Consider the following 13,205-nt stretch of genomic DNA (forward strand, 5'->3'; position numbering starts at 1 on the left):
TGGAATAATCAATGGTCAATCGAATCACCTCCCTCAAACAAGAATGAGTTCCCATTTTAAGCTAGAACGAAACTTTTATTCGAGTCGTAATTGTCTTGGTTTGTTTTTTTATAGTTTTTTTATAGATTTATCGTTACTAAAACGAGTTTTATTCCGTTGTTATATATAACAGCATGAATATACCATAATATTCTAAATTAGTGTAAAGGTGGTGTCTTCTGTTGAGCTAACCACATAATGTTGTGCATCAATCAGTAAAACATTTATTTAAGGGAGGCTTTCTAAATGATAGGATCAATGAATTTGTCTATGCGTCCAACGGTAAAGAAGTTGCTAATTACTGGAGCCGTAGCTGCGGCAATATGCACAAGCTATTTTTCCACAAAAATTTATGCAGCAGCATATACAAATGCTGATGCCTTTTTCAAGAGTGGTTTTTCAAGCGTTTTAGCTATTAAAGTCTGGAGTGATAGTGCTGTTTCGTCATTGGGATATAGTTCATGGGTTTCGACCGCGAGAGTGGATTATGCCCAACTTGCAAACTCTGATATTGGTTTTGCAAATGCTACATCCGAAAGTGACGCCGATCTCCGTTTTTATGCTGGTGACTATTACTGGGCAACTTATGCAGGAGCATGTAACCCTTACTTGGCTGATCATAGTTCAGTAGATCTTAATCAAGATCCTACAGTTGTCTGGGCCAAAGCTCACATTCTGATTAATGATGGGTATATGGATAATAGCTCACTTTATACCGATTATCAGAGACAAAAGGTTGTTGGCCATGAATTAGGGCATGCTCTCTCCTTAAAACATCAACCTTGGTATGCGGGATCAATTATGGAACAAGGGATAGTTGAAGAGAACCTGGGAACAGATTATCGTCACCCTACTCAACTTGATTCAGATAATCTCGCATGGAAATACTGATTTATGAACACTATCTGAAAATTATTTGCTTTAAATATGAAATATTAAAATTTATTATTGGAGGTCGCTATGAAAAAAGCCATTCTCTTTTTTACTGCCATTACTTCAGTACTCGGGGCAGGATGGGCTGGATATTCTAATGGCTCAATTCCACAAACAAACGTAATCGAGTCCCACGCGGACTATTATATCTACAAGGACGCTGCAGAATTAGCTAAAGATTCTGAATTAATAGTAGAAGCAAAGTTTAACGGCACTAGGAAGACTATCAACTTTAAACATAACAACACTATCATTGATAGTGCGACCAAATCCTCAATTGAAGTTGTTCGTCTTTTCAAGGGGGATGTAGGACCGGGATCAGTAATCAATGTTTATGAACCAGGTTATTACCATGATCAAAAGACGTATGTTCCCAAAGAAGGATACAATTTGATGAATAAAGAAGGCAGATACATCCTCTTTCTGAAAAAGAACAACGTGGATGGTACCTATGTAGTCGTCGGGGGTTTCCAAGGCAAATATGATAAAAACATTGCTGGTGCTGGGGATATAAGAAGTGTTCAACGAGCTGACTATTTAGGCGAAGATACGCACTTTCTTAAGTTAAAGGAACAAGTAAGTCAGCAGTTTAATTAAAATAACAATAAATTAGGGCTGGTTTCCCAGCACCTCTTCCACGAACGAGGGGATGAGTAATGGTTATTCACCATTCTATACAAAATTTTTATCGGACGATGAATTTCAATTGCGATCCTATCAATTGGACATCTCATAAAGTTGAAATTCAAAAATTGTTCAATATTGCCAAAGTATCTAGTATGGATTTTACCAACACTTTGATAATAGGGGCAGGAAATGCCTATGATTTGCCTTTATCGGAAATAGCTGCTTGTTATAAGAACATCGACTTGCTAGATATTGATTGGCAGACAATCCATGAAACTAAACATAAATTTGACGAATCGACCCAGCAAAAAATCAAGTTAATAAACATTGATATTGTGGATATTCCTGTTGACGAAGTTCAAGAAATTGTAAGTTGTCTTTCAACAAATGCAATGAGAGCTCGCAAACTATTGAATGCTTTATTAATCGACTTTCGAGTCTGTCCAATTCATATTCTAGAGCCAACTACTTATTCCCTTGTTATTTCTTCAACGGTTTCTAGCCAATTGGTTATTCCTTTTGTTCAAGTCGTTGAACAATCTGGTAATCGAGAGCTCATTACATTGGCTAAACATTTCGGTGATTTAGTAGCTGAGAAGCATTTACAACAACTATGGCAGTTTCTTAAGGCAGAAACAGGAGTAGGAATTATAACATCGGAACAATATGCTTGGGGATATTTCGCAGACAGAAGGCCATTGCCTCTTACCAATTTGATTGATAATCCGGCATCGATGCTTCGCCAAGATGTCCAATTGGAAATTGAGCGACTCCGTGGTGGTTTGACCATTAACGGAAGAATTACATCCTCCATGATACAAAAAGTTATACCAACAAAAAATATTGTGCTGAAAAAGCAGTGGATATGGCAATTTAGTGAAGATATCTATTATCTAGTCGAAGGATGGATCATTTCAAAATAAATTCTATGGAAACAGTAAACCGTTCTTATAGGGGTAGTCAGCGTCGCTGTCAGCAAGCACAAGAGGTGGGTTATAAAGGAAAAAACCTCCGTGTTGGAGGGTTTTTCCTTAATTATATAGTATCAGCAGAAGCAGCTCGGTTAGTTCATTAAACTTATCGTGCCTGTTCGCTTTTTAGGTCTGATTTCCCAGCCCTTCATCTCTTAAATTAGTAAGATTAACTTTTGATATTCCATCTACTGGCGAAGTTACTAGCTAATTTTTTTCTTGCTCTTGCAAGACGTTGCCTAAGAACGTTTATAGTAATGCCTAATTCATTCGAAATCTCATGATATGAAAAACCTTTAACGTAATAGAGGATTAAAACAGTTTTGTAATCATCTTTTAAATCGTTTAATGAAGACATCAAAATTTCATTACGGATCTTGTTTTCCACAAGAATATCTATTGGTTCAAGTATTAACGAGTTACTATTTTCCTCCTTTGAGATTTTAGAAATGCTTGAAAAGTTGATACTCCTTCTTTTTTTTCTACTTCGTAGCATATCAAAAGCAGTATTTTTAGTGACCTTAATTAGCCAACCTTTAAAGTTAGTACTATGTTGAATGCTTGAACTAACTTTAATAATTTTATAGAAAGCTTCTTGAATAGCATCTTCGATTAACATCTGGTCTTTTAAAATTGAAGCAATTGTAGGATATACAAGTTTTTTAAATTCCGTAAAAATAATCTTTTGGTCTTTTGATTCTAACGTTATAAAGCTGTTTATTAATTGGTGGTCTAAATTTATATTCTCTGTAGCAATTACAATCATCCCCTTTACAGCCATTAATGTAAATAATACACTTTTTTACATTATATATCCAAAAGCAATTATAGCATAACATTTATTTTGTGTAGTATAATTTTATGTAACTTCTTAAAACAAGGAGAGATATTTATGAAAAAAGTTGTTATACTGTGCATCACCTATTTTTACCTCCTATTTTCTTTATCAACATTAGTCCATGCTGAAAATCAAGCCCCACATGTATTCCTTGATGGAAAACTACTCGAATTTAATGTTTCACCTGTTATTGATAATGGCTCGACTCTTGTGCCACTTCGGAAACTCTTTGAAGAGTATGGGGCAACCGTCTCATGGGATGAAACAACTAGCAAGGTAACGGCCAAATACGGTGAAACCACCTTGATATATACAATAGGCGACTTACAGGGATTTAAGGATAATAAAGCAATTGCTTTAGAAGTTCCCGGACGTATCATCGACGGAAGTACATTAATACCCGTTCGTTTTGCAAGCGAAGCACTTGGGGCACTGGTCGGATGGGAAAACAAAACTAGAACGATAACCATAAGCACTAAATCTAAACGTAGCGGTACTGTTCAAAGTGTAAGTGGCAATGCCATAGAGATTTTACCAGTTGGAGAAGAAAAGCCAACAGCAGAAAAAGTTCACCTTATTGGAGTAGAGCCTTCACAATTAGCATGTACCAATGATAAACTTGAGGGCAAAACAGTTAACTTTGAACATGAGCCAGCCGTTGCTGATAATAATTCTGTGTATGGTTATTTATATTTAGAGGATGGAAATATGTTAAATACCCAGATGATTTCTGAGGGTTGTGAAGATAAAAGTACATCCTCTGCAAAATATCGTTGGGCCGAATTATTCGAATTTATTAAAGAAACCATGAACAAATAGGTTAAAATAACTACCAACAGGATTAAAAGGCTACCGTTGTTGATACTGGTAGCCTTTATCAGTCACTGGCCGCGTTCCCTGTTCTCCGACTTCCCGCCGCGCCCTGGCTTCCGGATCCCACCTGCAGCCGGGCCGATCAGCGATGGCGGCACCTGGCTTCCCGAGTATTGTTCCAACGGTTCCCCGTGGCAAGATAGAAATGACCCCTGGGGGCATCTCAAACATTTTCTCTTTTCCCAGTTCTCTCAACTTTGCGTTCAATTTGTTCAATTTCTCCTTGCGTTCCTCGAGCATAATCGGTTGTACAAATGTCAAATCAAACACTGCCTCCAGTACGTCAAGTAACCACTCTGCTTCTCCTTCTTCAATATCCATTATTTCACCAGTATTTTTGCTCTTTAATGGATAAGCGGCAAGATTACCAATTACTCTTACTGCATCTACTGAGCTCGCTATGATCCCACAGGTCGACGATCGAGCCGATGCCGCCCAGCTTGATCAGCACGATGACGAACATCGCGAGTCCCGCTACGAGCTGGACGATGAACTGGGCAAAGTCGGTCAGCGCGTCCGCCCACAATCCGCCTATCGTGATGTAGAACAGCGATAGGAGGCCGGACACGATAATGCCGGTCGTCAGCGGCACCCCGGCAAATACATTCAAAATAACGGCGATGGCGGCCCACTTGGCGCCTACGTCGAACAGCTTCAGCAGCACCCCGCTCCACGCCATAATTTGCTGGGTGGGCACGTTATATCTTGCCGCCAAATATTCCGTAGGCGACTCGATATGAAGCTGCTGCCGCAGCCGGGACCAGCGTGGGGCGATCCAGCGCGCGCCGAAAAAGACCGCAACCGCGACCGGTACGGCCCACCATACGTAAAGCGTGAAGCCGTACTTGTAAGCGACGCCCGCGTAAGCGACGAAGACGGCGGCGCTGTAACCCGACATATGGTGGGAAATGCCCGATAACCACCATGGCATACGGCCGCCTGCGGTGAAGAAATCCCCGGTTCCTTTCACTTGACGGTACGACCATAAACCGATCCCGACCATGAGCAGGAAGTAGAGCCCCATGACAACCCAATCCAGCGTGTGCATGTGATCCTCTCCTTTAAGATAGGAATAGCGCTTCCCGGAAAGCGCATTACTAGAGCATATCGGATTTTCTTCCTTTCATGACAGCTTATTCGGTTGGGCCGGAGGGCGCACAGGGGGAAGCGCCGCCGTTGTACGCTTCGCCAAACGATGGTACATTACTAACAGCAGGATCTATTCCATAAAGAGCGAGGATTGCGGTTGTGAGAACACGTAGAATCAAACGTATGTTGGCTTTTAGCTTGCTTCTGAGTCTTAGCCTGCCTGTACAGGCCGTATTGGCGTCTGCGGCGGGTGCCGCCGCCTCCGGCGCTCCCGTGATATGCATCGATCCGGGACACCAGTTGCGAGGCAATAATCAATTGGAATCGGTCGGACCCGGCTCTTCCGAGAAGAAGCCGAAAGTATCGTCCGGCACGCGCGGCGTCGCGACCGGTAAGCCGGAATACGTGCTGACGCTGGAGGTGTCGAAGCGAATCCGGGGGAAGCTGGAGGCGTTAGGTTACCAAGTGGTGATGACGCGCGATACGCATGAGGTCGATATCAGCAACAAAGAGCGGGCGGAACTGGCTAATGGGGCTGACGCGGATCTGTTTTTGCGCATTCATGCGGACGGTTCCACCTCGACGAAGGCGAAGGGAGCTTCGGTCTTGTATCCGGCGTCTTCGGTGGCCTTATCGGACGAATTGTATTCGCTCAGTAAGACGGCGGCGGAGATCGTGCTGACGGATCTGGTGGCCGCGACGCAGGCGAATTCGCGGGGGACGGTACCGCGCGACGATTTGTCCGGGTTCAATTGGTCCAAGGTGCCGAACATCCTGATCGAGATGGGCTTCATGAGCAATGCCGAAGAGGACCGGCTGCTTTCGACGGAGGCGTATCAGGAGAAGATGGCGGAAGGGATTGCGGCGGGTGTGCACCGGTATATGACGGACGCAGCGGGCAAATCTCCCTGGGCCCCGCAGCCGTTCGAGCAGCCGTTGACGCTGCTGGGCGATACGGATCTGTATGACCGGGTCAGCGGCAGATTAACGCCCGTAGGCGCTTACCTCGGTCCGCAAACCGTATCGGCCCGGGAAAGAGCGGGCGACTGGTACCGGATCGACACCTGGCTCGGCGACAGCTGGGTCCGCGTGCCGAAGGCGGTAACCGGACAGATCGAGAGCGAGACGCAGTTGGTCGAGTTCACGTCGGTCACGTCCTTCCGCCGATTGCCTTTTGCGGACGAGCCTGTTATCGGCGAGCTGTCTCCGCAGACGGTGCAAGCTTTCGGGAGCTGGAACGGCTGGCTCCATATCCGGACGTGGCTCGGCGACGCCTGGGTGCAGACGCCATGACCGGCGCGCTGCTATAGCTGGAGCAGCGGTTAGGCCGCACAACCCAAAACCCCCGAACGCCGTGTGTTCCGGCAGATCGGGGGTTTTGGTCGTAAACGGACGAGCCGGATGCAGGAAGGAACCAAATGCGGGAAGGAAGCGAATGCAGGAGGAACCGGATAAGAGCGGTTTGAAGCTGCTATTTTCCACGAAAACGGTGGGACCCCCGCCGTTTGGCTGAAATAAGGGGTGCAAACCGCCTTTATTTGCCCCCATCTTTCGATTAGGACGATAATAAAGGGTGCCAAAGACTCTTATTCCTTGCAAAGCCGGCACGTCTACCTTCACAACAAGGCCGAGCCCTCCCGGTTCTGTCTGCAAGCTGCCGTTTACGCTTGTCCGCACCGCGCCGAGAGACGCGCGCGGTGCGGACAAGCGTCATTCGATGTAAAAAAGGCTTCGTTTAGTCGTTCAGTTGTTTTTCCTCATCTCGGTTCTTGCCCGGTGCCAATGCGACGACTCGTACTCTTTCTGGAACGTCCAGTATTGGATGATCGCAAAGGCGGAGAACATCAGCAGAACGATGATGATGGTGTAGTCGCTCAAATAATATAAAAAGTTAAAGCTGGAGATTGCCCCATACCCTGCAAAGGTTAATAGCAGCAGCTTCAGGTTGGTTCCCCTCAGCCGTACCCTCGTAATTTCGTTCGGGGTCACAAAGGAAAACCCGAGACGATATTTCAAGGCAAACCCGATGACGATAAATGCGACTGCAGCCGTTACGGCTTGCGCCAAGTAAGCGAGAGCCGTTCCAGGATTGATCATAATGCCGAGAAGCTCGTACACATAAAAGACGATCGATTGGATTGCTGCATAACCTAAATACCCATTCACTACGCATAAGCCGGCATAATAAACAGGCACTTTGAAGAAGAGCCAAAAAAAGAGAAAAACGAATAAGGGCTGAATAAGCGTGGCCAGTATATCGATGTCCAGATACTCAAACAAAACTAAGGAAATAATCGACAACAATAAGGCGGTAATTCCGACCTGAGCCGCATAGTCCCGCATGGGGAATCGATAAATCGAAAACGTAAGCAGAATCAAAGCGATCCATTCCAATATGGAAATGGTTAGGAACATCAAAGCGTTCATCATGTTTCTCCGTATCGGTTAAGGTTATCGAAAAGGCCGTTACCTGAAGTGAAAAAACCGATATCAGGAATGTCGGTCCAATGCAGCAATCGTGCTCATGTTGTGAAAAAAACGGTATTGAGTCGTCATTCTTATATGTGAAAGCCGTATGGATATCGGCGGCTTAATCTGCGTAAAGAAGATTCTACATATTGAAACCGTCATCCGTCAGCTTTTTGGGCTTCTGGATGATTTCAATAATATCTTTTTTCACTTTATTTTTTTCTCTGTTCGAGATTGTAGCAAATTTGCTTTTATTTGTAAGTTCGGCATCAAAAAAAACGAGCGCGCGCTCTTCATCAAAGTGAGTTATTTTGTTCATATTCACCAAGTTGTTACGGTCCAGCCTTTGAAAACCGTGTTCCAGTACATGCGGCTCTAGTGTAGAAATGTTCCAGGCCAAAGGATAGTAAACCTCTTCGGTTGTATGAAAGGTTACGCTGCGGTTATGTACTTCTATTTTAACAATGTCTTCTATATCAAGCATGATGACTCGACCATTGTTATCCGGATCGTGAGTAACGGGATACTTCATTATAGTGTCAACTCCAGCAAAAAGGGTAGGCTGTCAGAAGGCTCTGACAGCCTTAATCAAAGATTACTTCTTCAATTCCTCCGGTATTTCTGGACGATGAGTCGAAGGAGAGGCAGTCTGCACGAAGCAACGAGCTACAAGATCAAGGACATGGGCGACTACATTTGCTGCTTTTTGTACCATCGGTTTACACCTCCTTCCATCGAAATAATAAAATGCCTTGGATGAGAAACACGGATGCGATCACTGAGGAGTGGAAGAAAAAATTGCTGCATATGAGTAAGACGGAAGCAACCTTCATTAAAGGATAGTATTTTTCCGGCATCGTGTGGTATCCGCGCAAGTTGGAAGGGGCCAGAAGAGCTGCCAGGGTGAGAGCGGCGATCGTAAAGGCTGTACTCCACATATCAGGCAAGCTGACATGTGGAGGAACGGCGGTTATAACGACCATCGTGATCATACACGGGATCGGGGACTGGAAGTGGAAGCCGCCCGACAAGAGCCGCAGCACCACGAAAAAGGTGATGGCCGTTAAGGTTTCCAGAAACTTGCCCGTCAACAGACCGATCAATAAGGAGACGACCACCGGTATCGTAAAGTTGATGATGATAATCAGGGCAAACTTCATCACCGGGATACTTACCGTTATGTTCTCATTGGTGTTTTTAATGGATCGGGCGATTTTCTCGGACCAGGCTTCAATGATCATCGGAAAACTCCTTTTTCAGTACCCAATATTGTAAGAGGACTAGAGATACTGTAATCGGAATAATAATAAACTGGGTGTAGTTGCCCAAAAAGTATAAGAAATTAAAGCTGGTTAAAGCCAGATACCCCATAATCGTAAACAGCAAAAGTCTGGTATTGATTTTGGTGAACTTAATATTCGAGTTCGGGTAATACGGAACAAAGGTGTACCCGATCCGGTATTTATGAATAGCGTACGCAACCAATAAAGCTACAAGGGCCGTGACCGATTGATTGGCAAAGCTGATCGTCGTATCCGGAACGACGAGGATCGAACCCAACTGTTGCAAGACGATATACGATATCGATGTAAGGAAAATATAAGCCAAATACCCGTTGGTCATAATCAGTCCGGCATAAAAGGCGGGGATACGGAACATTTGCCAATAAAAAATAAACACGATCGGAGGCTGCAGGAAGGTCGCATATCCTACCAGATCCAAGGCCACTATTAATATATAAGAAAGTAGAGACAGCAAAAACGATGTGAAAACGATTTGTCCACGGAATCCCCTGATCTCGATCTTGAACATCGTGAAGGACAGGATAATCAGCGAAAACCATTCCAGCATCGAAAAAGCCATGAACGATAAAGCTTCCATAATGACTCCCCAATCTGCATCTGTGAGATCGTTTCCACTCAAGTATACTATAAGCCGATAGAACTATAAAGCAAAATAATGGGAACCTGATAGATTTTGTAAATTCATAAGTAATCATTATAATTATGGTCGAATATTGGGGTCGAATTATGACAATTCCTCCAATTGAATCCCCGCACTTCAGGTCCATTAACCCGGCTAAAACTTCATCTGCCCGACGGCTTGCACAGTAGAAAATAAAGCTGGAAAAATAATCGTAGCCAGAAAGTTCATCTTTTGATCATATACTTCATGTTCAAAAAAATAGCTTTATGATTACATAGAACTGAACTTGCTAGCGTATATAAAAGAAGTAGCGGAAGCGAATAGTAGGAGGGTGTAAATTTCATGGCAAACGGAAAATTGAGAATCGGCATTATCGGTACAGGCGGAATCGCCAACGGCAAACATATGCCGGGTCTGGCTAAAGTTAAAAATGCGGAAATGGTAGCATTTTGCGACATCGTGGAGGAGCGCGCTCAGGAAGCGGCTAAGAAATACGGCGCAGAAGGTGCGAAAGTATATACGGATTACCGTCAGCTGCTTGAGGACAAAACGATCGACGTCGTTCACGTCTGTACGCCTAACGATTCTCACGCGGAGATTTCCATCGCTGCTATGGAAGCAGACAAGCACGTTATGTGCGAAAAGCCGATGGCCAAAACGGCCGAAGGCGCCCGCCGTATGGTGGAGACCGCAAAAAGAACGGGCAAAAAGCTCACGATCGGATATAACAACCGGTACCGTCCGGATAGCCTCCATATGAAGCAAGTGGCTGAAAGCGGCCAGCTCGGCGAGATCTACTACGCCAAAGCTTTGGCAATCCGCCGGCGCGCGGTTCCAACCTGGGGCGTATTCCTGGACGAGGAGAAGCAAGGCGGCGGTCCGCTTATCGATATCGGCACGCACGCTCTCGACCTGACGCTCTGGATGATGGACAACTACAAGCCGGTCAGCGTGACGGGCTCGGTATTCCACAAGCTCGGCAGCCGGGAAAATGCGGCTAACGCATGGGGCCCGTGGGACCCGAAGAAATTTACGGTAGAGGATTCCGCATTCGGCTTTATCAAGATGGAGAACGGCGCTACGATCGTACTCGAATCGAGCTGGGCGCTTAACACGCTGCAAGTCGGCGAAGCCAAATCCGTACTGTGCGGAACCGAGGGCGGAGCCGATATGGAAGACGGGCTGCGCATCAATGGCGAGCAATTCAGCCGTCTGTTCGACACGAAAGTGAAAACGGACGCCGGCGGCGTAGCGTTCTACGACGGCAAGAAGGAAGGCAGCGGCGACATGGAAGCGCGCTTGTGGGTTGAAGCGCTGTTGGAAGGCAAAGAGCCGCTCGTTAAGCCGGAGCAAGCGCTTGTCGTAACGGAAATTCTTGAAGCGTTGTATGAATCCGGCCGTACCGGCAAAACCGTTTATTTGAACCAATAATCGGCGCAAGCTGCTGTTATCACGTACCTGCTACTTTCAGCGAAAGGCTTCGATCCGAAGCCTTTCGTATAACCGGGAAGGAGGATATCCGATATGAAACTTGGCGTATTTACCGTATTGTTCTCCGGCCGTCCGTTCGAGGAGGCGCTGGATTACATCGCCTCCAAAGGACTGGAAGCGGTCGAGATCGGCACAGGCGCATATCCGGGCAACGCACACTGCGATCCGGATACGCTGCTCGCCGACGCGTCCAAGCTCAAGGCGTTCAAGCAGGCGGTCGAATCCCGCGGGCTGACGATCAGCGCTCTTAGCTGCCACGGCAATCCGCTCCATCCGCAGAAGCATATCGCGAAGGAGTTCCACGATACGTTCGTGAAGACGGTCGATCTGGCGCAGCGCCTAGAAGTTCCGGTGGTCAACACGTTCTCCGGCTGTCCGGGGGATTCCGACGATGCGAAATACCCGAACTGGCCGGTGGCTCCATGGCCCAACGATTACCAGGAGCTACTGACGTGGCAGTGGGAGACCAAAGTCATCCCTTACTGGACGGAGTGGGGACGTTACGCCTCGGAGCGTAATGTCAAAATCGGCCTCGAGCTTCACGGGGGTTTCTCCGTGCACAGCCCGGGAACGCTGCTCCGACTGCGCGAAGCGGCCGGCGAAGTAATCGGCGCGAACCTTGATCCGAGCCATATGTGGTGGCAAGGCATCGATCCGGTCCAAGCGGTTCATATTCTGGGCCGTGCCGGAGCGATTCACCATTTCCACGCCAAAGACACGACGATCGATCCGATCAACGTGAACAAACACGGCATTACCGATATGCAGTCGTACTCGCTGATGCTCGACCGGGCATGGCAGTTCCGTACGGTCGGCTTCGGTCACGATCTGAAAACCTGGGCGGACATTCTGAGCGCTCTTCGTCTGGTCGGCTACGACTATGTCGTCAGCATCGAACACGAAGACGGCCTGATGTCGGTCGACGAAGGCTTCACCAAAGCGGTGACGAACTTGCAGCAGGTGCTGCTGCGCGAGCCGCTCGGACAAATGTGGTGGGTATAATCATCGAAGGCGCTTCTCCGATTGGGTTCGGGGGAGCGCTTGTTTTTGTCGTGTACCGTCAGTCGATCCAGTTCATGTCGCCGGCCCGGTATTCCTTTGGGCTCATGCCGTAACGGGCCCGGAACACGCGATAGAAATACGTGTAGCTGTTAAAGCCGGACGTCTCGGCGATTTGCTCCAGCGACATTTTGCTGAATAAGATTCGCTCGCGCGCCACCGACAGACGAATCTGCTGGACGTATTGCATAATCGTCTGATCGAACACCGATTTGAACAAATGGACGGCCCGGGATACGCTCAAATCCACATGTTGCGCGACGTCTTCGATTTTAAGCGGGGAGAGGGCGTTCTCTTCGATATACCGCTTCATCTCGTAGGCGAGAAACGACCGGCCCTTTTCCTCGGGGGACCGTTGTTCCCGGCTGGCCCGTTCGATTGTCAGGCAGAGCAGACGCATGTAGTATTCGGTCATTTCCTTGGCCGGATCTTTGCTGCGCCGATGCTCCAGTATCGTTTGCCTGCACAGATGGAGCACTTCCTTGCTAAGCGGCAGCTTCATATGTCTGGATTTGACCGTGCGGCTCCACCATTCCTCGAGCCACGGCCCGCGGCAGAAAAAGTAGTAGTCCCCACTCGACACTTCCCGTTCCCCGCCAGGCTGATGTTCGGCTTCAATCCGAAGATCGTAGGCGTCCTTCGGCTTGTACAGCAGCAGATCTCCCGGGACGATCAGGCGAACTTCGCCGTCTACGAGGATGCGGCAGCTGCCTTCGACCTGGAATCGGATCAAATAGTTGCGCAGTCCCCGTGTCGTCGCAATATGAAACGGCTTCGTATGATACGAATACCCCGCAGCCAACACTTCGCATTCCGTCACGATTGTTGCCTCCCCTGCTTTTACGCAGCATGTCCGGTTTTTTATCCTGATTGTACCATAGGTGCGGCGG

At 47.0% G+C, this 13,205-nt stretch carries 16 protein-coding genes; 7 read left to right on the forward strand and 9 right to left on the reverse strand.

Going from position 1 to position 13,205, the window contains the following annotated elements:
* The first annotated feature begins 285 nt into the window (after positions 1-285).
* The 3 genes from AC3Y2E_RS12240 (at position 286) to AC3Y2E_RS12250 (ending at position 2,522) form a co-directional block, all read left to right on the forward strand.
* Positions 286-930 carry a zinc metalloprotease gene (locus AC3Y2E_RS12240; protein ID WP_379210541.1) on the forward strand — a complete coding sequence of 215 codons (645 nt, stop codon included), beginning with the start codon at positions 286-288 and terminating at the stop codon, positions 928-930.
* 69 nt (positions 931-999) lie between these two features.
* Positions 1,000-1,569, forward strand: coding sequence for a hypothetical protein (locus AC3Y2E_RS12245; protein ID WP_379210543.1), 570 nt, complete (start codon positions 1,000-1,002; stop codon positions 1,567-1,569).
* A gap of 59 nt (positions 1,570-1,628) precedes the next feature.
* Positions 1,629-2,522: a hypothetical protein gene (locus AC3Y2E_RS12250; RefSeq protein ID WP_379210545.1), complete on the forward strand. Its 894-nt coding sequence runs from the start codon at positions 1,629-1,631 to the stop codon at positions 2,520-2,522.
* Between the two features lie 217 nt (positions 2,523-2,739).
* Here the strand turns inward: AC3Y2E_RS12250 and AC3Y2E_RS12255 are convergent, their stop codons facing one another.
* On the reverse strand, positions 2,740-3,336 hold the full coding sequence (locus AC3Y2E_RS12255) for an RNA polymerase sigma factor (protein WP_379210547.1): 597 nt from the start codon (positions 3,334-3,336) through the stop codon (positions 2,740-2,742).
* 126 nt (positions 3,337-3,462) lie between these two features.
* Here AC3Y2E_RS12255 and AC3Y2E_RS12260 point away from each other — a divergent pair, with 126 nt between their 5' ends.
* A complete protein-coding gene (locus tag AC3Y2E_RS12260; RefSeq protein WP_379210549.1) occupies positions 3,463-4,227 on the forward strand; it encodes a stalk domain-containing protein in 765 nt (254 codons plus the stop codon).
* A gap of 30 nt (positions 4,228-4,257) precedes the next feature.
* Here the strand turns inward: AC3Y2E_RS12260 and AC3Y2E_RS12265 are convergent, their stop codons facing one another.
* Both AC3Y2E_RS12265 and AC3Y2E_RS12270 read right to left on the reverse strand, forming a co-directional pair.
* Entirely contained in the window at positions 4,258-4,602 is a 345-nt protein-coding gene (locus AC3Y2E_RS12265) for a hypothetical protein (RefSeq protein ID WP_379210551.1), read from the reverse strand.
* A gap of 43 nt (positions 4,603-4,645) precedes the next feature.
* Positions 4,646-5,329, reverse strand: coding sequence for a sodium:solute symporter family transporter (locus AC3Y2E_RS12270; RefSeq protein WP_379210553.1), 684 nt, complete (start codon positions 5,327-5,329; stop codon positions 4,646-4,648).
* 200 nt (positions 5,330-5,529) lie between these two features.
* Between AC3Y2E_RS12270 and AC3Y2E_RS12275 the strand changes: the two genes are divergently transcribed.
* Positions 5,530-6,663: an N-acetylmuramoyl-L-alanine amidase gene (locus AC3Y2E_RS12275; protein WP_379210555.1), complete on the forward strand. Its 1,134-nt coding sequence runs from the start codon at positions 5,530-5,532 to the stop codon at positions 6,661-6,663.
* Positions 6,664-7,113: 450 nt separating this feature from the next.
* On the opposite strand, the gene AC3Y2E_RS12280 is transcribed toward AC3Y2E_RS12275, so the two are convergent.
* From AC3Y2E_RS12280 to AC3Y2E_RS12300, 5 genes are all read right to left on the reverse strand, one after another.
* Positions 7,114-7,797, reverse strand: a complete 684-nt coding sequence (locus tag AC3Y2E_RS12280; RefSeq protein WP_379210557.1) for a hypothetical protein — start codon at positions 7,795-7,797, stop codon at positions 7,114-7,116.
* Positions 7,798-7,981: 184 nt separating this feature from the next.
* Entirely contained in the window at positions 7,982-8,371 is a 390-nt protein-coding gene (locus AC3Y2E_RS12285; protein WP_190929895.1) for a LytTR family DNA-binding domain-containing protein, read from the reverse strand.
* A gap of 63 nt (positions 8,372-8,434) precedes the next feature.
* Positions 8,435-8,554: a cyclic lactone autoinducer peptide gene (locus AC3Y2E_RS12290; protein WP_190929896.1), complete on the reverse strand. Its 120-nt coding sequence runs from the start codon at positions 8,552-8,554 to the stop codon at positions 8,435-8,437.
* Between the two features lie 4 nt (positions 8,555-8,558).
* Positions 8,559-9,080, reverse strand: a complete 522-nt coding sequence (locus AC3Y2E_RS12295) for an accessory gene regulator B family protein (RefSeq protein ID WP_379210560.1) — start codon at positions 9,078-9,080, stop codon at positions 8,559-8,561.
* Complete coding sequence (locus AC3Y2E_RS12300) at positions 9,070-9,720, reverse strand: hypothetical protein (RefSeq protein ID WP_379210562.1); 651 nt, start codon at positions 9,718-9,720, stop codon at positions 9,070-9,072. Before AC3Y2E_RS12300 ends, AC3Y2E_RS12295 begins: the two co-directional genes overlap by 11 nt.
* Before the next feature lie 387 nt (positions 9,721-10,107).
* Here AC3Y2E_RS12300 and AC3Y2E_RS12305 point away from each other — a divergent pair, with 387 nt between their 5' ends.
* Both AC3Y2E_RS12305 and AC3Y2E_RS12310 read left to right on the forward strand, forming a co-directional pair.
* Positions 10,108-11,196 (forward strand): Gfo/Idh/MocA family protein, encoded by a 1,089-nt coding sequence (locus AC3Y2E_RS12305; protein WP_190929898.1) that lies wholly within the window; start codon positions 10,108-10,110, stop codon positions 11,194-11,196.
* 93 nt (positions 11,197-11,289) lie between these two features.
* Entirely contained in the window at positions 11,290-12,258 is a 969-nt protein-coding gene (locus tag AC3Y2E_RS12310) for a sugar phosphate isomerase/epimerase family protein (RefSeq protein ID WP_379210565.1), read from the forward strand.
* Positions 12,259-12,316: 58 nt separating this feature from the next.
* On the opposite strand, the gene AC3Y2E_RS12315 is transcribed toward AC3Y2E_RS12310, so the two are convergent.
* Positions 12,317-13,135, reverse strand: coding sequence for an AraC family transcriptional regulator (locus AC3Y2E_RS12315; protein WP_379210567.1), 819 nt, complete (start codon positions 13,133-13,135; stop codon positions 12,317-12,319).
* Positions 13,136-13,205: the final 70 nt, after the last annotated feature.

This window comes from Paenibacillus sp. MAH-35 (assembly GCF_058135425.1).